The following is a 21,754-nucleotide window of genomic DNA, read 5'->3' as shown; positions in this document are numbered from 1 at the left end:
CCTTACTTATTTTGCTCTGAGGTCATTGGTAAAGAAATTACCACCGTTTCTGCAGCCGGTGGAGAAAACATCCGTAGCTGAGTTACAGCACGCGTACCAATCTGTGCCGTTGCACCAAAGGTTTGTTGCTCAATGAGCAAACGCCCCCATTCAGCATTGAGATCATCACGTTCACGCATATAAGAGCTAAGCTCTCTATAATCATGACGATATTCAAATACTTGAAATACCACCATCATGGCACTTATAAAAACAAGTGCCACCAAGACTGTATACAGCACAACTTTTTTCACCACTTTGTTTTCTGTGGTGGCGATTTCATCACTGCTTTTCATTACGCGCCTTTTTCTTCCAAGCGTTCAGCAACCCGAAGCCATGCACTACGTGACCGAGGGTTCGCTTTTACTTCTTCTTCACTCGCACGAACCCGTGAAATTTTCTTTAATCTTCTTGTATCTACCCGCTGTTCAGGCATTCCCCAACCGAAATCTTCTGCTAACGTCGATTCTTTTTGAATAAACTGTTTAATCAGTCGGTCTTCAAGAGAATGGAAACTAATAACAGACAAACGTCCTTCCGGTTTGAGTAAGTCTACAGCTTGCGGCAAAAACACTTCAATATCTTCTAGCTCTTTATTAATAGCAATACGAATAGCCTGAAATGTACGTGTCGCTGGATGTTTATGTTTTTCCCATTTTGGATGAGCAGTTTTAACAACTTCCGCCAATTGAGCAGTCGTATCTAGTTTTCCAGCGAGTTTAATGGCTTTAGCAATACGTCGACTATAACGCTCTTCACCATATTGATAAATAATATTTGCTAATTGTTCTTCTTCAATTTTGAGTAACCACTCAGCCGCAGTTAACCCCTTAGAATTATCCATTCGCATGTCCAACGGACCATCTTGCATGAAACTAAAACCACGCTCTGCCTGATCAAGTTGAGGAGATGACACCCCTAGATCAGCCATAATGCCATCAACACTCATCACGCCAATTTCCTGCATCTTCTCTTTGATATCAGCAAAACTGGCATGGATGATGGTAAATCTTGGATCTTCTTGTGCCAAAGCAGCAGCAACTTCCAATGCTTGAGGGTCTTTATCAAATGCATACACTCGTGCATTTTCATCAAGTTTGGAGAGCAATAAACGTGTATGCCCACCTCTTCCGAAGGTTGCATCGATATACACCCCTGTTGTGCGATCTGCCAATAAGCTCTCAACGGTCTCAAAAAGTAAGACAGAAATATGCGACATAGGTGTTAAATCATTGCGTAAAAATGTAACTGCACATTATCACCTTGTTTATGACCAACGCCAAACGGCTTTTTGTAGGAAAATATTAATTTTTCATAGATAAAACCGTTTTGTTGGCACTTTTTAAGCAAAATAAGAAACTAAGAATAATTTTTTTGAGTTAAATACGAATTTATAAAACTTTTTATTAAACGCTTCACCTAAAAAATTCTCTTTTTCTTTTACGATTATTCCGTAGAGACACTCACAGATTCGCCTTAGGAAGAGATGCATTGGCAATCTTTCTCGGCATATTTACCGATTTGATTTAACCATTTTTGCCTTTGGTCTGAACTTGCTCCGCGCACCGTTCCAACATAATTAACTTTGACTTTATTAACCCCACAAAATTGCAAAGTCGCTTTTTTAAGTTGGCGCGTACTTGGCTCGCCATAGTACCAACGATAAAACCAGCCTGGCTGATCTAAAGTCGTAATTAGTCGTGCTGTTTTTGAATGTAAATGGCCAATAACACGATTACTGTTTTCTCGGTAACTAAAGACAAGATTTGGTAAAAAGAGTCGGTCAATAAAACCTTTAGCGATGGCTGGAAGCCCTCCCCACCAAACTGGGAAGAACCATACCAAATGATCAGCAGCCTGAATTTTCTCAAGCGCATTCATTAAATCAGGTTCCAGATCCATCCGTTTCTCATAACCATATTTTAAATTAGGCTCGAAATCCAACTTCGCAATTTCGATGAGATCTACTTGAACACCTAATGTTTTTACGTGCTCCACATAGTTGTAAGCCAATGCATGATTAAAACTAGTATCGGATGGATGACCATTGATAACTACAATACGTTTAGAGACTTGAGACATATATCGCCTTTATTGTCGCGCACTCAGATATCAAATGATATCTGAAATAAATAAGTAGCGAAAATATCTTATAAAAATTAAGATATCAAGTGATATCTCAACTATTCTTTTATTTGGCTCTTATGACTCTTTCTCGCAATAAAAAACAGATACAAACTCGACAGCATCTCATTGAAGCTGGGTTTGCTCTCATTTCTGAATTTGGTTATAACGCAGTATCAATCAGGAATCTTTCTAAACAGGCAGGCTATACTCAAGGTGCCTTTTACTCGAATTTCAACAATAAAGAAGAGTTTTTACTTGAGCTGATGCAGCTTCAATTCGCTAAAGAGAATTTACAATTACAAGAAATCTTTACCAGCACCCCTTCAAATACAGAGCAACTCATTGATTCGTTACGGCAGTGGCTAATAGCTTTTTTTACAAATGATGAATGGCTTAAAATATCAATAGAACTACAACTATTTGCTGCACGTGATATTACCTTTGCCAAGGAGTATCAAAAGGTTTGGAAAACTCATCAGCAAGAAGTAACGAAGATTATGAAGCAATTCTTTTCTTTAATGGAGATGACTGAGCCTGATGACTATGATTCTATTGTTGTAGAGCTCGTATCATTAAGTTATGGGCTGGCTTTACAATATATGATTTTCAAAGATGATATAGATCACTACATTAATATCTTTATCAACACTTTATTAAAAAGATTGGGCAACTTCTAAGTTAATCAAAATTAGATGTAAAAATACAAAAAGCCGCTTAATGATTAAATAAGCGGCTACATAGAAAAACTTAATTCATTATTGCTTCCCATCGTAAATTTGATCGAAGACAGCCCCATTAGCAAAGTGAGTTTTTTGAGCTTTAGCCCAGCCACCAAAAACATCATTAATGGTAAATAATTTAATTTTTGGGAATTGTGCTGAATATTTAGCAGCCACTTGTGCATTGCGTGGTCGGAAATAATGTTTAGCAGCTAACTCTTGCCCTAACGGTGAATATAAAAAATTCAAATAGCCTTTTGCTAACGTTCGGTTGCCATCTTTATCTACGGTTTTATCTACAATTGCGACAGATGGCTCTGCCAAAATTGAAATTGATGGATAAACAATTTCATATTTATCTTTATCAAGCCCTTTAGTTGCCAATAAAGCTTCGTTTTCCCACGATAATAAAACATCACCAATGCCACGTTCGGCAAATGTTGTTAGCGAACCGCGAGCTCCCGAATCAAGCACTTTTACATTGTGATAAAGTTTTTTAACTAACTCTCGAGCTTTAGCATCATTTCCACCCGGTTGTTTTAAGGCATAACCCCATGCCGACAAATAAATCCAACGTGGCGCGCCCCCTGTTTTAGGGTTAGGGGTAATAATTTCCACACCTGGTTTGGTTAAATCATTCCAGTCACGTATATTTTTTGGATTACCTTTTCGTACGAGGAACACAACTGTAGAAGTATAAGGCGCAGAATTATTCGGAAATTCTTTTTGCCAATTCGGTTGGATAAAACCAGCTTTCACAATCTCATCAATATCATTCGCCAACGCTAACGTTACAACATCGGCTTCAAGACCCGTGGCTACTGCCCGAGCTTGTTTACCAGATCCACCATGCGATTGTTTAAAATCAACATCCTGACCTGTACGCTGTTTCCAGAACTTCCCAAAAGCCTGATTATATTCTTGATAAAATTCTCGGGTCGGATCATAAGAAACGTTTAAAAAAGAAGTAGCAGCCTGAGCCGCTGTTGCCATTCCCAAGTACACCGCTACAGCCATTATTGATATTTTTTTCATTTACAAAATCCATCATTGGTTTTAGTTTTACTATATTTTTAATTTTATAATTTACAATCAATTACTTATATTAATATATTTTTTATTAATCTCTTTAAAATATATAGATTAAGATGTCTAAATCATTTCATTTTTGAAATTTTTTGTAATTATTCTTACAACTTAATGAGGGCCTTCACTTTATCTACACATTAATTTGTTAAATAATAAAGCGCAAAGGATACATATGACCTACATTTGGGTCGACCAGATTAAAATATAGATATTTTTTGTAAAAAGTGTGACACAGTTCCACTTTTTTATTAAGATTTATGTTTAAATCGTAGCATTACCGTAATTTTACATTTCGTTAAACTCAAAAAATAGATGAAATGTAATAAACAGAGGGGATGATTAATAATGAAAATTCATTATGGAAAAGCGTTAAGCTTAAGTTTGGTGCTGGGTTTGGCATCACAATTTTCTACAGCAGCAGTACTTAAAGATACCCCAAATAAAACTGGGTCAGATAAGCAGACTTCGCTTATTGAAAAAGCTTTAGATCAACAGAAACGTAATCCTATTGTATTACCTTCTACAGATGATGAGCTTAAAGTACTCAATACTATTCGCGTTACACCGACTCAAAATTTTCTCGCTGCTCAACATGAACGTTTTTCACGTTTTGTTCAGGCAATCTTTCAGCCGCATACCTCTTAAAACCTGAAACACCCCCTCTTCGTTTCAGTTTTAGCCCAGTCTGATGTTAAATAAAACGTCAGAATACTGGGCTTTTTCGTTATAATAGTTTCAATTTTTATTTTGACCCATTACCTATGAAAGTTCGTACTCGTATTGCACCTTCTCCTACCGGTTTTCCTCATGTCGGCACCGCTTACATCGCTTTATTTAACATGTGTTTTGCCAAACAACATGGTGGAGAATTCATTTTAAGGATTGAAGATACAGACCAGCTTCGCTCTACACCAGAATCTGAAAAAATGATTTTGGATTCATTGCGTTGGTTAGGTCTAAATTGGTCAGAAGGTCCAGATGTAGGTGGTCCTCATGCGCCGTATCGCCAATCTGAACGTATGGGAATTTATAAGCAATACGCATTAGAACTTGTTGAAAAAGGTCATGCTTTTTACTGTTTCGCTACAGCAGAAGAATTAGACCAGATGCGTGCTGAACAACAAGCACGCGGTGAAACACCAAAATATGATGGTCGTGGGTTAAAACTTTCTCAAGAAGAAGTGACTCGTCGCTTAGAAGCGGGTGAACCCCATGTCATCCGTATGAAAGTACCTGAAGAAGGTATTTGTAAATTTAATGACTTATTACGCGGGGAAGTTGAAATTCCTTGGGCACAAGTCGACATGCAAGTTCTTCTTAAAAATGATGGGTTACCGACTTATCATTTAGCGAATGTTGTTGATGACCACTTAATGGAAATCACTCATGTATTGCGTGGTGAAGAATGGCTTCCATCTGCACCGAAGCATCAGTTGCTTTACCAATATTTTGGTTGGGAAATGCCAACACTTTGCCATATGCCATTGTTACGTAATCCAGATAAATCAAAATTATCTAAACGTAAGAACCCGACATCAATTAACTACTACCGCGATATCGGCGTTTTACCAGAAGCCTTATTAAACTATTTAGGCCGTATGGGTTGGTCAATGCCAGATGAACGTGAAGTGTTTACGCTACAAGACATGATGGATAGCTTTGATATTCAACGTGTTTCACTAGGTGGACCAATTTTTGATGTTGAAAAATTAAACTGGCTTAACGGTCAATGGATCAAAGGTTTAACACCTGGCCAATTATTAGACCGTTTATTAACATGGAAGAGTGACCGTAGTACTTTAGAAGATATTGCTGCCGCTATTCAACCGCGTATTAATTTACTTTCAGAAGCTGTGAATTGGGCTGGTTTCTATTTTAACCATATGCCACAAATTACCGCGGAAATGTTTGAAAGTAAAAAATTGACTCAAGAGCAAGTTCGTCAAAGTTTACAATTTGCAATTTGGCGCCTTGAAGGCCAGTTTACTTGGAACAATGACACTGTTAGCCAAACTCTAATGGATCTTGCGAACCAGATGGAGATTAAATTACGCGATTTCATGCCAGCGTTCTTTATCGCTATTGCTGGTTCAACTAGCTCAACACCTGTAATGCAGTCGATGGTTACTCTTGGGCCTGATTTGACTTTCGCTCGTTTACGTCGCGCTTTAGAAATCGTGGGTGGACCAAGCAAGAAAGAAGTTAAAAATTGGGAAAAACTCAATGAAAGCTTAAAATTGCCGAAAAATGAAGCAACTAGCGAAGTTTAATTCACTTTTTTGTTGACGTGTGAGCGCATTAACCCTAATATTGCGCTCACACAAACTGGGGTCATAGCTCAGTTGGTAGAGCGCTACAATGGCATTGTAGAGGTCAGCGGTTCGATCCCGCTTGACTCCACCACGCTCCTTTGTGTATGCCTCATCAAGTCCCTATCGTCTAGAGGCCTAGGACATCGCCCTTTCACGGCGGTAACCGGGGTTCGAATCCCCGTAGGGACGCCATATTCTGCTTTAAAAATTATAAAAAGACTCTATCGTCACCTTACTGTTTATTCTTTATCTCTTTCTAGATTGCACATTTGTCTATTTTATCTAAAATAGCGTCTTTCTTAATTCTCTCAATGTGTAATATGCAGCCATCTGACAATCAACTAGATGCTCATCAGCATCAGAACAGTACTGCACCTTTAAAAAGAGCCATGAGTACTCGCCATCTTGTGATGTTATCACTCGGCGGAGCTATTGGAACTGGTCTCTTTTTAGGTTCAGGGGAAGTCATTTCACAAACTGGAGCTATTGGCGCAATTATTGCCTACATTCTTGGTGGCGCGATTGCGTATATGGTCATGCTCTGCCTAGGAGAGCTTGCTGTACACATGCCTGTTTCTGGCTCTTTTGGTGCATATGCCAAAAAATATATTAGCCCTAGTACAGGCTATATGATTTCTTGGATGTACTGGCTGACTTGGACTGCAACGCTTGGAACTGAATTCACAGCTGCTGCATTACTCATGCAGGAATGGTTCCCACATATTTCAATGTGGATCTGGACAATTGTTTTTGCAATCACTATTTTTGGTTTAAATATTAGTTCAACTCGCATTTTTGCTGAGTCTGAGTTTTGGCTCGCTCTTATTAAAGTCATTACTGTTATTGCTTTTATTGTGCTCGGCCTATTAGCAATTTTTGGTTTAATTCCTTTTCATGGTAGTCAAACTGCACCGCTATTTAGCAATCTTACAGCCCAAGGCTGGTTCCCACATGGTTTAATTCCTATTTTCACCACCATGCTGATTGTTAACTTTGCTTTCTCAGGCACTGAATTAATTGGTGTAGCAGCAGGTGAAACCAAAGATCCGGCTCAGAATGTACCCAAAGCAATCAACGCAGCGATTTGGCGTCTTCTTATTTTCTTTGTCGGCACCATTATTGTTATTAGCGCCTTACTACCCTTCCAGCTTGCAGGTTTAGGCAGCGAAAGCGTAAGTAGCAGTCCTTTTGTTACTGTATTTAATTATATTGGCATTCCATATGCTGATGACATTATCCGGTTTGTAATTATTACAGCTCTGCTTTCAGCAGCAAACTCAGGACTTTACGCTGCTTCACGTATGATGTGGTCACTATCAGAACAAAAATTATTACCTAGCGTATTTGCTAAACTTTCAAGAAGTGGAACACCTATTGTTGCTCTAGTTGTAACAATGTTTGGAGCAATTCCTGGTTTGTTATCAGAGCAATTTGCACCAGAGACTATTTTTAAAAATCTACTCGGTGTAGCTGCTTTCACCATGGTTATTGTCTGGATGAGCATTTGTTTAAGTCAGTTCAATTTCCGCCGCCAATGGTACAAATCTGGCCATACTGTAAAAGACTTACAATATGCCGCTCCATTATTCCCTATCGTCCCGATTTTAGGTTTTATTTTCTGCTTTATTACCTGTTTAAGTATGGCAGCAGACCCTGAAATGCGTGCTGGTTTTGTGGGCTGTCTTATTTTTACAGCTTTATGTTATGTCAGCTATTTTATTTTTTACCGCAATAAAGTCTAAATCGCTTTTATTGAATTAAAGTGTAGCAAAAAGCTACACTTTTTTTTGTCTATACACTGGTTTTATATAACGCACCATTGTAGATTTAAATTCATATTAAAAACAATTCCTTGTATAGAATGAAAATTATATTTATCCACGGGATGAACCAACAGAATTACACAGCGCACAGCTTAAAAGAGCATTGGTTAAAAGTGTTTAAGCTCGGCCTAAAACAAATGCCATGCAAAGTTAACGTGCGCGATCTTCATATTCACATGCCATTTTATGGCGATCTGATGACTAAGTATCAATTAAGCAATCAATTAGACCTGAACACATTATTACCTAAGTCATTTTTACATAATTATTTACCTATTCATTTACATCACCATAATCCCCCTACCAAAGAGCACACTCCATTTGTTCCTTTATTGCTACCAGCAACTAACTCTGCTGAAAAAAGCTTTTCGGAACGAGTTTATCTGACCTCACAACTCGTCAAAGACCGCGTACTTAAAGAGTTGGTTGTTCTTTTAAACAATTTCCCTAAATTACATGAGAGTTTGATACAACAGTTTCTGATTGAAACTTATATGTACTTATCTAATCCTGAATTTATGGAGGAAGTAAATGAGCGGATTTTAAAGAAAATGCGAGAAGATGAAGATTATATTGTCGTTGCCCACTCTCTCGGCTCAGTGATCGCTTTTAACTTACTTTCAAACCCTTCATATCGATTTTCAATTAAACGATTTATAACTTTAGCCTCTCCTTTATCTTTTCGTGTGATTCAAAGTAAGCTTCCGATTCCAATTGTCAGACCGTCATGTATTCACGGCGATTGGTTTAATTTTTACTCTCAAGATGATTTTCTAACTGCATTCCCATTATGCGAAGCCCCATTTAATTTTGATCCCCCAATTATTAATCAGAAAATTTATACTTTCGCCAACCAGCCACATGAGATTTTAGGATATTTACAACATCCATCCGTTATAAAGGCAATTATTGAGCCTTTTCAGAAAAATGAGGGCTAAATGTATATATTTTCTACAATTTGAGTTATTTTTAATCGCTTGACTGCTTTTTTTAATATTTCTTCAGAAAACTATTTGACACTTTTATTAAATCGACCTAATATACGCCCACCTCTGAAACGTCCCTATCGTCTAGAGGCCTAGGACATCGCCCTTTCACGGCGGTAACCGGGGTTCGAATCCCCGTAGGGACGCCAGTAATTTTTTCAGATGTATGCCTCACATATGTCCCTATCGTCTAGAGGCCTAGGACATCGCCCTTTCACGGCGGTAACCGGGGTTCGAATCCCCGTAGGGACGCCAAATTCTAAAAAGCCACTGCATAACGTCAGTGGCTTTTTTCTTGCCTAAAAAAATGAAAAACCAATCAATGACTAGCTTTTCCTTTGCTCTATTGGCTCGCAATTCCGACCTGTACTTCGAGGCGACCTGACTGTACCCGTAGCCCTCTAATTTCAAATTGATCTACCAATTGCTGGACCAGCTCTCGGCTTTCTCTCAAAATATTTAAACCCGGTAAAATACTAAAATCAGTCAAGCTCAAAAGCTTTTCAACCATCCAAGAGCGGTTATTAATAAAGTCAATAAATCCTGCTTGTTCTAGATCAATAAACCACATGCGGTGGCCATCGCGTTGGATGCCCGGAATATCACCAATCAAATGATTAATGAGCGATGGAATGGGCAACATATTTACGACTTCAAAACCAACTCGACCAATACGGCGCACAGCCCAATTAGACAGCGTTCCCCCATGACGAATCTGGACATCAAGACTCTCATCCATTTGACGTAGGCGCAAAAATTTTTCCTGTCCGATACGACATTCCAATACTTTAAAATCTAAACTTAAACGATACATGAAACGATGATAATGCCCATCGATCTCGACTTGGAAACTGTCATTGCCACACTTGATTTTAATATCATCAATTTCAGAGCGGTCTATGCGCTTACGAATTTGATTGTTTAATAACATTTCGGGTAAGTACAACGTTAAGGTACTCTTCCCCAAAAATGTACGTGCCATTATCAATGCAACTTGGCGTGCAGTTTCACTGGTTTCAGACACCATATCTCGTACAGTGCCAGCCGCCAGATTTGTCATTCCGACAACGCCACGTCTCGTATGAGTAGTCACTTGGTCGAGCGCATCTAATGCAGCATCCGCGACCTCTGCAATATTACGTGTCGTATCGCTAGCAAACCCTACCGCATCTTGGGCATGTTGCAATGTCTTATGCAGTAATCGACGAGATAATGATGGTTTTGCGGTATCTGGGGTGGCTACAACTGATGGTGTCGTTGTAGGCTTCGACTCATTGTCATCTTGTTGACCCAAGTCCCTCTCTCCTTTTTATATTTATTCCACGTCCTATTTACGAGTGTTTAAGCTCATTTATAGTGCTAATCACACTTCATTTTTCTGTAGATTAGCATGCTCTACAATATTATTTTAATTTTTATGTGTACGGATAAATCATCCGTTTTTTATATTTCTTTGTTTATTCATAAGTAATTTTTTGCTAAATCACAGCGCTTCATCGATATCTTACAAATTTTTTTCTTTTTCGACATTTCCGTTAGAATAGATTCAAACTAAATGTGGAGTTCTCATGCAATATCGTTGCCCTCAATGTCAAAGTGTTAAAATTATGCCTGTAAGCCAAGGTATTAACAGCGCAAAACCAGCAGTTCCTAAAAGCCTTGCTATCTTAATTCCTGCACTTTTTATGCTTTTACTCTTGGTTGTGATTAGCATTTTTATGTGGATTTTTGGCAATGGTGCAAGTAGCTCTCTTCAAATTGCAACAGTAGTTGTTTTTGTTGTGACTGTAGGGGCAGGTTTTATGTTTTGGCGTGATTTGCCAGACTTTAAACTGTCTATGCAAGCATTTATGCAGTCACAAAAACATTGGAAATGCCGTGACTGCAATCACGAATGGGAAATTTAAAAAAAGTGTTCACATCAGCTTAATGCTGATGTGAATGTTCTTTGTCATTCTCATCATGCTCGTGTGAAGCATGTTGAGCAATATGCTGACAATTGATCTCGGCATCATCTTCAATTTGTAATGTCACTTCGCCAATACCATGTTCATGGGAAAGCATTTCAACAGCATCTTGATAGAGCTTGGTACGATCCGCTTGTGGCGCAAATAAGTGCACCGTTAAATGGATGTTTTTAGAAGTAATTGCCCATACTTTGAGTTGGTGAATGCTCTCAACACCATTTAATGAAAGTAAATCTGCACGTAACTTCTCAATATCCACTTCTTCTGGCACGCCTTCGAGTAAAATATTAATGCTCTGTTTAAGCAAAATCCATGTACGCGGTAATACCCAAAAGCCAATCAGCACCGCAATAATCGTATCTACCCAGTACCAGTTGGTGAAGTAAATGATGAGTGCCCCAATAATAACGCCAACCGAGCCTAGCGCATCACTCAATACTTCTAGATAAGCACCTTTCACATTTAGACTGTTGTTGGCACTCGACATGAGAATTTTCATTGAGATGAGGTTAATCACCAAACCAATGGTCGCTACAATCAACATTCCCACGCTTTGAATTTCAGGTGGCTTAGAGAAGCGGATATAAGCCTCATATAAAATATAAATTGCCACCACAAAAAGCATGAGTGCATTAAATAAAGCAGCCAGAATTTCAAAGCGTTGATAACCGAAAGTGCGTTTATTATCGGCAGGACGTTTGGAAATTTGAATGGCGACCAAAGCAATTGCCAAAGCAGCTGCATCTGTAAACATATGCGCAGCGTCAGAGAGTAATGCCAAACTTTGTGTGATTAAACCTGCAATGACTTCAACGATTAAAAACGTTGTAGTAAGCGCTAAAGCAATCGTTAATTTCTTAGCATTACCTTCAGTCACTACAGCATGACTATGATCATGACCATGATGTCCACCCATTTTGCGGACTCCTTTTTATTTATCTTTATGGTGAGGTAAAAGTAATGATGAATGCATCATTATTTTTACCTCTTTAAAACACTTTTTTGACTTAGATTCTGTCATCAAAAAAGATATCTCAAATCGATGACATTATGAATGCTCAACACTTTTCGCCTCGCCTTCATTCATCCACCGATAAATGACCGGTAATAAAACCAGCGTTAATATCGTAGATGAAATAATGCCACCAATTACTACAGTTGCCAAAGGTCGCTGTACTTCTGCACCAGTTCCTGTGGCTAGAGCCATTGGAATAAAACCAAGTGACGCGACACAAGCCGTCATGAGTACTGGTCTTAAACGTAAGATCGCCCCATTCCATGTTGCAGTTTGAATATCAAATTTTTCTCTAAGCTCTTTAATAAAGCTCAGCATCACCAGACCATTCAAAACAGCAACACCTGACAAAGCAATAAATCCGACACCAGCCGACATGGACAGCGGAATATCTCTTAGCCAAAGCGCAATAAGACCACCCGACAAAGCAAATGGTACGCCGCTAAACACTAACAGACTTTCCTTAACATTATGGAATACAGCCATGAGTAGAATAAAAATCATCGCAAGCGCCAATGGAACAACAATTTTCATTCGGGCAGCAGCTGAGGCTAGATTTTCAAACTGACCGCCATATTCCAACCAATACCCAGCTGGTATTTGTTCTTTTGCCAAAGTTGTTCTTAACTCTTGAACAAATGACCCTAAATCACGACCTTCTACGTTAGCTGTAATAATGACACGGCGCTTACCATTTTCACGTCCCACCTGATTTAAACCTGAGGTACGTTCAACTTTCGCGACATCTTGAAGCTGGATGAGACCACCATTTGGCAGTTGAATCGGAAGTTGAGCTAAGTTTTGGATAGTACGCTGCTGATCTTCTAGGCGAATTTCAAAATCGAATCGTCTATCGCCTTGTAAAATCTGCCCAACATTTTGTCCACCTACACTTGCCGCCACAATATCTTGAATGGCTTTTGCAGATAATCCGTATTGCGCGGCCAACGGTCGGTTAATTTCAACACTCAACACAGGCAAACCGCTCGTTTGTTCGACCTTAACGGCTGTCGCACCAGAAATTGTCTGTATTTTTTGAGCAAACGCCTGAGCCTGCTCATTAAGTACTTGCATATCATCGCCAAAAATCTTGACGCCAATATCACTACGAATACCCGAAATCAGCTCATTAAAGCGCAGCTCAATCGGTTGTGAGAACTCACTGTTATTACCGGGTAAGGTCGCCAAGAAAGCCTCCATGCGCGAACGTAGCTCATCTAATGTTTCTTTAGAGTTTGGCCATTGGTCATGCGGCTTAAGCAAAATAACTGCATCAGAGATATTAGGCGGCATCACATCAGTTGCAACCTCAGCCGTTCCTGTTCGCGCAAAAACAGCTTTTACCTCTGGAAAGTTTTTCAAAATGAGCTTTTCAGTATTTTCCTGCATTCGCAGTGATTGCTCGAGTCCAGTACTCGGTGAACGCATTTGCTGCAAAGCAAAATCACCTTCGCTAAGTTGCGGAGCAAACTCACTGCCCATTTGGGTAGCTAACACACCTGTAAGCACCAAGATACTTAATGCAAAACTAACAACTACAATCTTAAGTTGATAAGCCTGATCGAGGACATCGCGGTATTTCTGCTTTAAAAGTAACATCCAACGTGTTTCTTTTTCTTTCACTTCACCCGTAACAAAAAGAGCAACTGCCGCAGGTACAAATGTTACAGAAAGAATCATGGCACCTAATAACGCCATCACCACAGTCATTGCCATTGGATGGAACATTTTGGCTTCAACACCAGATAAGGCAAAAATAGGTAAATAGACCACTAAAATAATCATTTGCCCAAAAATAAGTGGTCGACGGGCTTGTTTTGCTGCAAGGAATACTTCTTTAAATCGCTCAGCTCGTGTAAGGGGGCGATGTAAAGCATGCTGTGCTTCTGCTAGGCGTCGAATACAGTTTTCTACAATAACAACTGCACCATCTACAATAATCCCGAAATCAAGCGCTCCTAAGCTCATGAGGTTGGCACTAATGTTTTGCTCAGCCATACCTGTCAGGGTAAATAACATCGAAAGTGGAATAACGCAGGCTGTGATTAAAGCGGCTCTAAAATTTCCTAGAAAAATAAACAAAATCACAATAACCAGAATTGCACCTTCAACAAGGTTCTTCTGTACGGTTGCAATTGCTTTGTTTACTAAACTTGTTCGGTCATAAACCGTTTCGATTTCCACACCTTTAGGCAAAGTAGGCTGAATCTCCTTAACTTTGCTATCAACCGTCTGAGCAACGGTACGGCTGTTTTCTCCCATCATCATCATGGCTATGCCAAGAACCGTTTCCTCACCATTGTAAGTTGCAGCTCCGGTTCTTAAATCATGCCCAATAGAAACATTTGCTACATCGGCCACGCGAATAGGTAACCCATTTTTGGTACTTACAGTAATATTTTGAATATCTTCAACACTACTTAACATGCCAGGCACACGAACGGTGAGTTGCTCTCCGTTTTCTTCAATAAAACCTGCACCGCGATTTTCATTATTTTCTTGCAGAGCAGTTTGAAATTCATTGATTGAAATCTGAAGCTGCTGCAAACGTTTTAAATCAGGTGACACAATATAGGTTTTATTGTAGCCACCAATACTATTAATTTCGGCTACACCTTTCACACGCTGCAATTGAGGACGTACAATCCAGTCCTGAATTTCACGTAAATCCATGGCTGTATAGGCCGTGCCATCTGCTTTTTTAGCACCAGATTTTGCTTTTACGACCCATTGGTAAATTTCACCTAAACCTGTTGAAACTGGAGACATCACTGGATCAACTGATTCAGGAAGTTGTCCGTCCGCTTCTTGTAAACGCTGGTTAATTAGTTGTCTTGCCCAATAAATATCTGTCCCATCTTTAAAAATAATGGTGACTTGAGAAAGACCATAACGTGAAATAGAGCGGGTTTGTTCCAGATTAGGAATTCCAGCCATCGCATTTTCAATAGGATAGGTAATCCGCTGTTCAACCTCTAAAGCGGTATATCCATTTGCTTGAGTATTAATCTGGACCTGAGCATTGGTAATGTCTGGAACTGCATCAATAGGAAGCTTTTGATAACTCCAGATCCCCACGCCAATCCACGTCAGTACAAATAACATGACCCAAATGGCATTTTGAATAGCAAACTGAATAATTCTGTCAAACAGTCCTTCTGGTTTGGGCAACTCAGGTTTATTAATGTCCATGCTCCGCCTCTCCTTTTTCCAGTTCGGATTTCAGTAAGAAGCTGCCTTCTGCAACATAACGCTGGATTGGATTAATACCTTTTACAACTTCGACCCACTGACCATCTTTAGAACGTTGCCCCAACTGTACAGTGACAGGTTCAAATTCAAAGCCTGTTTTGACCATTTGGGGGGTAAAGATAACGTCTTTGCCTTCGACTTGTTGAATCGCCTGAGCTTTTACACGTGTTACTTTTTGTGTGGAACCTGAATTTAACTCCACGTTAACCATTAAGTTTGGACGCAATTCACTACTATTTGCCAAGACCTTGGCACGCACCTGTAAACGACCGGTTTGAGCATCAGCTTCAGTTGTTAAACTTTGAACTTGAGCTTTAAATACATTCCCAGTTTGCAAAGATTTAAATTCGATCTGCTGATTTGGCTGTAAATTCAGATTTGCGGTGCTTGGTAAAATAAACTCAAGCCACAACTGATCAAGCTGATTAATAATAAAAAGCTGATCTGCTAACTGTACGTTTTCACCTACCACAATATCTTTATTACTGACCATACCAGCAATTGGAGCTGTTAGAGTGTAGCGTCCTCCTGAGCCGGAACCCGCCCCGAATGCACTTAGACGTGAGCGAGCTGCTTTAACTTGAATTTGGGCTTGTTGATAGGCGTTATAAGCTCGTTGATAATCTTGTTTGGCAGAAATTCCTTGAGACCATAAGCTACGTTCGCGTTCATAGTCCTGACGCGCTAAATCAAGATTAGACTGTGCAATTTGCAAATTCGCTTGTTGATCGACCAGATCTGGAACCAATAAGCTTGCAAGAGCCTGCCCTTTTTTAACCTGTTGCCCCAATTCAACATATACCGCTTCGACACGACCACTAAAACTTGGTGAGACATGGGCTTGTCGGTCTGTATTCACAACCAGTTTTGCTGGATAAGTTTGAAGTTGAGGAACTTCACCTAGTTCAGCTTGTTCAATTTTTAAATTTTGTTCCTGCATTTGCTGAGCAGTGAGGAGCAGTGGTTTTTCACCTTCTTCATGGTGTTCTTCACCCTCTTCCTCAGCATGCCCGTGGCCTTCCGATGCCTCCGAAGAATTAGATTTACTTTTTGAATTTAAAACCAGTAAACCAATTAATATTGCAGTGATTGCAGCAATCACCCCGACCCAAAGCCATTGAGAATTTTTCTTTAAATTTAACGACATTATTATTCTCCTGCCTGAGTTGGGAATGTTTGACTTTGTTGCCAAGCACGTTGATTGAGCTGCATTAAGGCATCTTTCGCCATGATCTGTTCTGGTTCTAACCCAAGACGCAAACTTTGAATTTCAATTGAATTTTGCCAAGCCTGTTTTAATAGCTCGACTTTACGTAAGCGCACGTCTTGCAATTGCATGGTGGCTTGCTGAACATCGGTAACAGCGAACTTACCTAAACGGAAACCTTGCAATGTTTTTTGCTGAACTTGAATAGCAAGAGGAACTTGCTGATCATTCAGTTGTTTAAACTGGATGCGTAAACCTTTTAACTCTGACATTAAGGTTTCAATATCAACCTGATTTTGCTGTCGATAAAAGCTTTGCTGGCGTTGAGATAACTCTTGTTTGGCCTGAGCAATCTTGATTCCATATTGCTGACGATTAAAAAGATTTAACGGAATTTCTACACCTAAACGAATTTGGTTATCTGTACTCTGTTCTGGAGAACGAGTGTTATTAACACCCAAAGTTACAGTAGGTTGCGGTCTTGCTTTTGCTTTAAGCTGCTGAATATTCGCTTGCTGTGAAAGAGCATCTAGCTGGAAAGAGCGCTCTAACAAATTATTTTGTGCATCTTGACTGGGTTCTACATTCGCTGCCAAAGCCCATAGTTGATTCGGGCTTTGGAATAGCTGAAACTGACTTGAACCACCTCCCCATAAGTTCACCAACTGTTGTTTCGCAACTTGTAGTTTTAAATCGACTTGTTGATATAAACGCTGATTTTCCAAGTGAGACATCCTCACTCGGTCTACATCAACTTGCGCAATACTTCCTGCTTGATAACGCTTTTCCGATGCCAACAAATTTTCTTGACTAACGGATAACTGCTCTGCAATGAGAGACTTTTCAAGCTCAAGCAAAGCTACTTGTGACCAGAAATATTTAACAATTAATCCAAGCTCAGCTTGATAACGCTGCTCAGCCAAATCAATTTTTGATATTTCCACTTTTGCCAAGTTTTGCGCAGCCTTACGCTGCCCGAAAATATCCAAAGGCTGAGAGATTCCTATTGCGAGTTCTTTTTCTTGATCACTTTGGAAACCTGTTTGCTCAATTGAAATACTCGGGTTGGCCCATAAACGGCTTTGCTTTAAATTGGCCTCAGCCATTTGCTGCTGTGCTTGCCATATACCTTGCTGACTTTGATATTTTTGTACCTGCTCTAAGGCTTGGTCAAAAGTAAACGCTGCTTTTTGAATATAACGTTCTTGTTGAATATCAGACTGAGCCATCGTTACTTGTCCAACCAATAGCATGGCAACAGATAGGCTTGAGATGGTTAAAACCTTTTTTAAGGTTATCTGAACGTTATTCTCTAAGTGAGAAGTAGAACTCACTCGATTTGAAAAAATAGAAGACATGTTTTGCCCCGCAATAAATAAGAGATGCGGCGGGCTTGTTTTGGCTACCCCACCTATAGCGGGGTTAAAACAGGAGGAGGTTTTAAAGCAGTAAGATGGGGCGACTGGTAAGAATTAGACCAGTGATAAATTTGTGAGAGTTCCTGCACATGCACAACAGGTGTTTCAGCTTGCTTTGCAACTTCAGTCATCACCACATGAAAACATGAAGGCAAATGATCATGATGATCTTGCAAACTTAAAGGTGCTTTATGAGAAGTATTTACAGCATCTTTCTGTTCTGTATGAGCTTGATGTGAAGATTGATAAACATTCAAAGCTGCATGATGCCCAAAATGATGCAATGCTTTTTCCTGATTTTCATGCGCACAAAATGCAGCCGCTACATTCCATAAACTTTGGAATATAAGCAAACTAAACAAGACGGACATAAAAATTGCGGAACGTGGCAAAAGCACACCATTAAACTAAAAAGTTGAACAAAGGCACTATAACAGGCTCTAGGCATGTAATAAAATTACAAAACCTCGATTCATAAATCTCCGTTTTTTTAATTTAGAACTTATCTCACTCTATACGAGACAAAAATAATTTCTTTTGAGTAACCCTTATGTACAAGCTTTTTTCTGCATCTATATTAACAATTTGTCTGGGCTTAGCGGGCTGCGCAACCAATATGTTGTCTACAGCCTTACCAAATGAAACAACTGAAATTAAAACAACCACTTTAAAAACCGATCAAATTATTGCCTTAGGTCAAGCAGTTAAAAATGAGCAAGAACAAGGCTTTGTATTTATCGGTCAAGATTATAATTATTTAATGACAGATGGCAGCTCAAATCTTCTAAATATTATCAAAAGCATTCCAGCAGAACAGAGAACAATAAAGACACCATCACCTCTTGTACTAGAGATGGATGATTCCACCTATTTCCATGGAGAAATAACGATTCGTTATAATATCTCTACGTCCAAAATAGATGAAAAACAAAAAGAACTTTTAAAGAACTTAGGTTTTAAAAATCAATTCATGGCGATGGAAAATCAACAACAAGTTTTTTATCCTTTCACCATCATCCGCTTTAAAGGAAAGATTTACCAAAAAGCAGATAATCAAAAGATTCAACAACAACTCCCAAATCTCTACCCCATCGCCTTACAGCAAAAAGATGAAATAACCAAGAAACATCCGTTTAAACGTGTAACACGCATGGCCTTATATCCTTTAGCAATGACCTTTGACGTGATTACAGTAGCTCCATCATTAATTTGGTCAGATTTGCATGGTGACTTTAATAAATAAGATCTTTCGCTCTTAAAATAAAAAACCAGCCCTTAGGCTGGTTTTAAAAATTAACTGGCAATATGTCATACCCAAATAGCTTGTTTACTTAAACTAGATGTTTATTGCTGTTTTTGTAAGTCAGAAGAAAAACGAATCACAACATCATCAACAACTTTATTAAATGCTTCGTTGATCGACATTGGCTGCACATTTTCAATAGGCGCTTTTTTATTTCCAACAGTTGTTAAAATCATGTGTGGATAACGCTCAGATGTTTCTTTACCTTGAGTATCAACATAATTAAATTTAAACTCATATTTATCAGCAATTGCATTACCGACAGCACCAAAAGTCAAACCTGTTAAAACCCCTTTGCCCGCAGCCTCCCCTAAATCAGCCACATTATTCGCGGTTAAATGTAATTTTGCTTGCTTCTCGCCATTCGACTGGGCTGTTGGAGAAAATACGCCTGTTGCTCTTAGACTACGCTCAACTGCTGATTGCAGTTCTTTACCAGCTTTTGGAACAACCGCTCCATTTCGCTGAAATTCAGTAGTTAAAACTACTGGAATAGGTTGAGCCGGTTTTTTAATATCCGAATAGGAAAGAGACTTATAAGCAGGATCAACATAAGATTTTACTGAAAGACATCCCGTAAGTTGTGTAGCAACAGCTACCCCTAAAGCAATAGTATAAAGTTTAAATTTTTTCATGATTTTCCAGAAAGGTTTATTTACCTTTTAATAAATTAAGCCGTAATGTTAATCTTAATAAATCAAAAATATAAGTATGAATTCAATAACTTTAGGGAATTTTAATTTTTTATTTCTTAAAATTTTTGATAGAAAACAAAAAAACCAGCCCTTAGGCTGGTTTTTTAATTAGCAGAGATTAACCGCTAATTTTTTTGTATTTAGTACGTTTTTGAACAGCGTCATCACCTAAACGTGACTGACGATATGCTTCGTATTCTGCATAGTTACCTGCGTAGAATTCTGGCTGTTCATTTTCAAATGACAAGATGTGTGTCGCAATACGGTCAAGGAACCAACGGTCATGCGATACCACCATTACGGTACCTGGGAACACAAGAATTGCATCCTCAAGCGCACGTAAAGTTTCAATATCCAAGTCGTTTGATGGCTCATCCAGTAAGATTACGTTTGCGCCTAACTGTAAGATCTTCGCTAGTTGTAAACGGTTACGCTCACCACCAGACAATTCACCTACACGTTTTTGCTGATCTTGACCTTTAAAGTTAAAACGGCCGATATAAGCACGTGACGCGATTTCGTAATCACCGATTTTTAAGATATCTAAACCGCCAGAAACTTCTTCCCAAACAGTTTTATTATTATCTAGAGTGTCACGAATCTGACCAACATAAGCAACTTTAACTGACTCACCTAAGGTCACAGTACCTGTATCAGGTTGCTGTTCGCCGGTCATCATACGGAATAAAGTCGTTTTACCTGCGCCGTTTGGACCAACGATACCAACGATCGCTGTTGGCGGTACAGTAAAGCTTAAGTTTTGATACAGTACGCGACCGTCAAATGATTTACTGATGCCTTCCACTTCCACAACTTTATTACCCAAACGTGGGCCAGGTGGAATATAGATTTCAGATGTTTCATTACGTTGTTGGAATTCTTTAGAGTTAAGCTCTTCAAAACGTTCCATACGCGCTTTGTTTTTCTTTTGCTGACCTTTAGCATTTGAACGAACCCATTCAAGTTCTTTTTTCAATGCTTTAGCAAAAGATTCTTCTTGTTTATTTTCCTGCTCTAAACGCGCATTCTTTTGTTCTAACCAAGAAGAATAGTTTCCTTGATAAGGAATACCCATACCACGGTCAAGTTCAAGAATCCACTCAGCCACGTTATCCAAGAAATAACGGTCATGCGTAATCGCAACGATAGTGCCTGGGAAATCTTTCAAGAAGCGTTCTAACCAAGTTACAGATTCTGCATCCAAATGGTTCGTCGGTTCGTCCAGAAGTAACATATCTGGTTTCGAAAGCAATAAACGGCACAGTGCAACACGACGGCGTTCACCACCAGAAAGTAATGATACGTCTGCATCCCAAGCTGGAAGGTTCAAAGCATCCGCAGCAATTTCAAGCTGGTTGTTTAGGTTATGTGCATCCCAAGCATGGATAATTGATTCTAATTTTTCCTGCTCTTTTGCAAGTGCATCAAAATCTGCATCTGGGTCTGCATATTCTGCAAAAACCTGATCAAGACGCTCTAATGCATCTAAAGCTTCACGCACGCCATCTTCAACGTTACCACGAACGTCTTTAGTTGGATCAAGCGGTGGTTCTTGCTCTAAATAGCCGATTTTAATTCCAGGTTGTGCACGAGCCTCACCAGAGAAATCTTTATCTACGCCAGCCATAATACGAAGCAGGGTAGATTTACCTGCACCGTTCAAACCGAGCACACCAATTTTGGCACCCGGGAAAAATGATAAAGAGATGTCTTTTAAGATTTCGCGCTTTGGCGGAACCATTTTAGACACTCGGTTCATCGTATAAATATATTGGGCCACGCAGGACTCCTCAATTGAAAAA

19 protein-coding genes and 4 tRNA genes are annotated in these 21,754 nt (G+C 39.3%); 11 read left to right on the top strand and 12 right to left on the bottom strand.

The features are described from left to right. Positions 1–2: 2 nt before the first annotated feature. The 3 genes from ftsL to MMY79_RS01465 form a co-directional block, all read right to left on the bottom strand. A complete protein-coding gene (ftsL, locus tag MMY79_RS01475; RefSeq protein WP_252611491.1) occupies positions 3–335 on the bottom strand; it encodes a cell division protein FtsL in 333 nt (110 codons plus the stop codon). Next, positions 335–1,258, bottom strand: a complete 924-nt coding sequence (gene rsmH / locus MMY79_RS01470; RefSeq protein WP_252611489.1) for a 16S rRNA (cytosine(1402)-N(4))-methyltransferase RsmH — start codon at positions 1,256–1,258, stop codon at positions 335–337. Before rsmH ends, ftsL begins: the two co-directional genes overlap by 1 nt. A gap of 257 nt (positions 1,259–1,515) precedes the next feature. Continuing rightward, positions 1,516–2,121 carry an NAD(P)H-dependent oxidoreductase gene (locus tag MMY79_RS01465; protein WP_252611487.1) on the bottom strand — a complete coding sequence of 202 codons (606 nt, stop codon included), beginning with the start codon at positions 2,119–2,121 and terminating at the stop codon, positions 1,516–1,518. A gap of 122 nt (positions 2,122–2,243) precedes the next feature. Between MMY79_RS01465 and MMY79_RS01460 the strand changes: the two genes are divergently transcribed. Next, positions 2,244–2,843, top strand: a complete 600-nt coding sequence (locus MMY79_RS01460) for a TetR/AcrR family transcriptional regulator (RefSeq protein WP_354669040.1) — start codon at positions 2,244–2,246, stop codon at positions 2,841–2,843. A gap of 78 nt (positions 2,844–2,921) precedes the next feature. Here the strand turns inward: MMY79_RS01460 and MMY79_RS01455 are convergent, their stop codons facing one another. Next, entirely contained in the window at positions 2,922–3,920 is a 999-nt protein-coding gene (locus tag MMY79_RS01455) for a sulfate ABC transporter substrate-binding protein (protein ID WP_252611483.1), read from the bottom strand. Between the two features lie 399 nt (positions 3,921–4,319). Here MMY79_RS01455 and MMY79_RS01450 point away from each other — a divergent pair, with 399 nt between their 5' ends. The 8 genes from MMY79_RS01450 (at position 4,320) to MMY79_RS01415 (ending at position 9,350) form a co-directional block, all read left to right on the top strand. Next, positions 4,320–4,619 carry a DUF4179 domain-containing protein gene (locus tag MMY79_RS01450; RefSeq protein ID WP_252611480.1) on the top strand — a complete coding sequence of 100 codons (300 nt, stop codon included), beginning with the start codon at positions 4,320–4,322 and terminating at the stop codon, positions 4,617–4,619. A 116-nt stretch (positions 4,620–4,735) separates the two neighbouring features. Beyond that, positions 4,736–6,244 (top strand): glutamate--tRNA ligase, encoded by a 1,509-nt coding sequence (gltX, locus tag MMY79_RS01445; RefSeq protein WP_057085633.1) that lies wholly within the window; start codon positions 4,736–4,738, stop codon positions 6,242–6,244. A gap of 57 nt (positions 6,245–6,301) precedes the next feature. Then, positions 6,302–6,377: transfer RNA gene (locus MMY79_RS01440), tRNA-Ala, on the top strand. Between the two features lie 25 nt (positions 6,378–6,402). Then, positions 6,403–6,478 (top strand) — tRNA-Glu (locus tag MMY79_RS01435). Positions 6,479–6,606: 128 nt separating this feature from the next. Next, a complete protein-coding gene (locus MMY79_RS01430; RefSeq protein WP_252611478.1) occupies positions 6,607–8,028 on the top strand; it encodes an amino acid permease in 1,422 nt (473 codons plus the stop codon). 119 nt (positions 8,029–8,147) lie between these two features. Continuing rightward, positions 8,148–9,047 carry a hypothetical protein gene (locus MMY79_RS01425; protein ID WP_252611476.1) on the top strand — a complete coding sequence of 300 codons (900 nt, stop codon included), beginning with the start codon at positions 8,148–8,150 and terminating at the stop codon, positions 9,045–9,047. Between the two features lie 121 nt (positions 9,048–9,168). Next, positions 9,169–9,244, top strand: a tRNA-Glu gene (locus MMY79_RS01420). Positions 9,245–9,274: 30 nt separating this feature from the next. Beyond that, positions 9,275–9,350: transfer RNA gene (locus MMY79_RS01415), tRNA-Glu, on the top strand. 88 nt (positions 9,351–9,438) lie between these two features. On the opposite strand, the gene MMY79_RS01410 is transcribed toward MMY79_RS01415, so the two are convergent. Beyond that, complete coding sequence (locus MMY79_RS01410) at positions 9,439–10,389, bottom strand: hypothetical protein (RefSeq protein ID WP_252611474.1); 951 nt, start codon at positions 10,387–10,389, stop codon at positions 9,439–9,441. Positions 10,390–10,663: 274 nt separating this feature from the next. On the opposite strand from MMY79_RS01410, the gene MMY79_RS01405 reads away from it, so the two are divergent. Continuing rightward, entirely contained in the window at positions 10,664–11,002 is a 339-nt protein-coding gene (locus MMY79_RS01405) for a zinc-ribbon domain-containing protein (RefSeq protein WP_252611471.1), read from the top strand. Between the two features lie 19 nt (positions 11,003–11,021). Here MMY79_RS01405 and MMY79_RS01400 read toward each other — a convergent pair whose 3' ends face one another. The 5 genes from MMY79_RS01400 to MMY79_RS01380 form a co-directional block, all read right to left on the bottom strand. After that, a complete protein-coding gene (locus MMY79_RS01400) occupies positions 11,022–11,978 on the bottom strand; it encodes a cation diffusion facilitator family transporter (protein ID WP_252611470.1) in 957 nt (318 codons plus the stop codon). Positions 11,979–12,110: 132 nt separating this feature from the next. Then, positions 12,111–15,269 carry a CusA/CzcA family heavy metal efflux RND transporter gene (locus tag MMY79_RS01395; RefSeq protein WP_252611468.1) on the bottom strand — a complete coding sequence of 1,053 codons (3,159 nt, stop codon included), beginning with the start codon at positions 15,267–15,269 and terminating at the stop codon, positions 12,111–12,113. Then, the gene (locus MMY79_RS01390; RefSeq protein ID WP_252611466.1) at positions 15,259–16,476 is read right to left on the bottom strand and encodes an efflux RND transporter periplasmic adaptor subunit; all 1,218 of its coding nucleotides are present in this window, start codon (positions 16,474–16,476) and stop codon (positions 15,259–15,261) included. Before MMY79_RS01390 ends, MMY79_RS01395 begins: the two co-directional genes overlap by 11 nt. 2 nt (positions 16,477–16,478) lie before the next feature. Then, positions 16,479–17,894: a TolC family protein gene (locus MMY79_RS01385; RefSeq protein WP_252611464.1), complete on the bottom strand. Its 1,416-nt coding sequence runs from the start codon at positions 17,892–17,894 to the stop codon at positions 16,479–16,481. Between the two features lie 53 nt (positions 17,895–17,947). Further along, on the bottom strand, positions 17,948–18,346 hold the full coding sequence (locus tag MMY79_RS01380) for a cation efflux protein, CzcI-like (protein ID WP_252611462.1): 399 nt from the start codon (positions 18,344–18,346) through the stop codon (positions 17,948–17,950). A 158-nt stretch (positions 18,347–18,504) separates the two neighbouring features. Between MMY79_RS01380 and MMY79_RS01375 the strand changes: the two genes are divergently transcribed. Then, the gene (locus MMY79_RS01375; RefSeq protein ID WP_252611460.1) at positions 18,505–19,197 is read left to right on the top strand and encodes a hypothetical protein; all 693 of its coding nucleotides are present in this window, start codon (positions 18,505–18,507) and stop codon (positions 19,195–19,197) included. Between the two features lie 101 nt (positions 19,198–19,298). On the opposite strand, the gene MMY79_RS01370 is transcribed toward MMY79_RS01375, so the two are convergent. Beyond that, the gene (locus MMY79_RS01370; protein WP_252611458.1) at positions 19,299–19,892 is read right to left on the bottom strand and encodes a hypothetical protein; all 594 of its coding nucleotides are present in this window, start codon (positions 19,890–19,892) and stop codon (positions 19,299–19,301) included. A gap of 178 nt (positions 19,893–20,070) precedes the next feature. Then, the gene (gene ettA / locus MMY79_RS01365) at positions 20,071–21,732 is read right to left on the bottom strand and encodes an energy-dependent translational throttle protein EttA (protein WP_252611455.1); all 1,662 of its coding nucleotides are present in this window, start codon (positions 21,730–21,732) and stop codon (positions 20,071–20,073) included. Positions 21,733–21,754: the final 22 nt, after the last annotated feature.

The sequence above is a fragment of the Acinetobacter sp. XS-4 genome (assembly GCF_023920705.1).
Taxonomy (GTDB): Bacteria; Pseudomonadota; Gammaproteobacteria; order Pseudomonadales; family Moraxellaceae; genus Acinetobacter.
This window is presented reverse-complemented; position numbering and strand designations above follow the sequence as displayed.

What these genes read in the sequence shown, in the direction of transcription:
- ftsL (WP_252611491.1), bottom strand. Translation starts at nt 335, where the DNA reads ATGAAAAGCAGTGATGAAATCGCCACCACAGAAAACAAAGTGGTGAAA.
- rsmH (WP_252611489.1), bottom strand. Translation starts at nt 1,258, where the DNA reads ATGTCGCATATTTCTGTCTTACTTTTTGAGACCGTTGAGAGCTTATTG.
- MMY79_RS01465 (WP_252611487.1), bottom strand. Translation starts at nt 2,121, where the DNA reads ATGTCTCAAGTCTCTAAACGTATTGTAGTTATCAATGGTCATCCATCC.
- MMY79_RS01460 (WP_354669040.1), top strand. Translation starts at nt 2,244, where the DNA reads ATGACTCTTTCTCGCAATAAAAAACAGATACAAACTCGACAGCATCTC.
- MMY79_RS01455 (WP_252611483.1), bottom strand. Translation starts at nt 3,920, where the DNA reads ATGAAAAAAATATCAATAATGGCTGTAGCGGTGTACTTGGGAATGGCA.
- MMY79_RS01450 (WP_252611480.1), top strand. Translation starts at nt 4,320, where the DNA reads ATGAAAATTCATTATGGAAAAGCGTTAAGCTTAAGTTTGGTGCTGGGT.
- gltX (WP_057085633.1), top strand. Translation starts at nt 4,736, where the DNA reads ATGAAAGTTCGTACTCGTATTGCACCTTCTCCTACCGGTTTTCCTCAT.
- MMY79_RS01430 (WP_252611478.1), top strand. Translation starts at nt 6,607, where the DNA reads ATGCAGCCATCTGACAATCAACTAGATGCTCATCAGCATCAGAACAGT.
- MMY79_RS01425 (WP_252611476.1), top strand. Translation starts at nt 8,148, where the DNA reads ATGAAAATTATATTTATCCACGGGATGAACCAACAGAATTACACAGCG.
- MMY79_RS01405 (WP_252611471.1), top strand. Translation starts at nt 10,664, where the DNA reads ATGCAATATCGTTGCCCTCAATGTCAAAGTGTTAAAATTATGCCTGTA.
- MMY79_RS01400 (WP_252611470.1), bottom strand. Translation starts at nt 11,978, where the DNA reads ATGGGTGGACATCATGGTCATGATCATAGTCATGCTGTAGTGACTGAA.
- MMY79_RS01395 (WP_252611468.1), bottom strand. Translation starts at nt 15,269, where the DNA reads ATGGACATTAATAAACCTGAGTTGCCCAAACCAGAAGGACTGTTTGAC.
- MMY79_RS01390 (WP_252611466.1), bottom strand. Translation starts at nt 16,476, where the DNA reads ATGTCGTTAAATTTAAAGAAAAATTCTCAATGGCTTTGGGTCGGGGTG.
- MMY79_RS01385 (WP_252611464.1), bottom strand. Translation starts at nt 17,894, where the DNA reads ATGTCTTCTATTTTTTCAAATCGAGTGAGTTCTACTTCTCACTTAGAG.
- MMY79_RS01375 (WP_252611460.1), top strand. Translation starts at nt 18,505, where the DNA reads ATGTACAAGCTTTTTTCTGCATCTATATTAACAATTTGTCTGGGCTTA.
- MMY79_RS01370 (WP_252611458.1), bottom strand. Translation starts at nt 19,892, where the DNA reads ATGAAAAAATTTAAACTTTATACTATTGCTTTAGGGGTAGCTGTTGCT.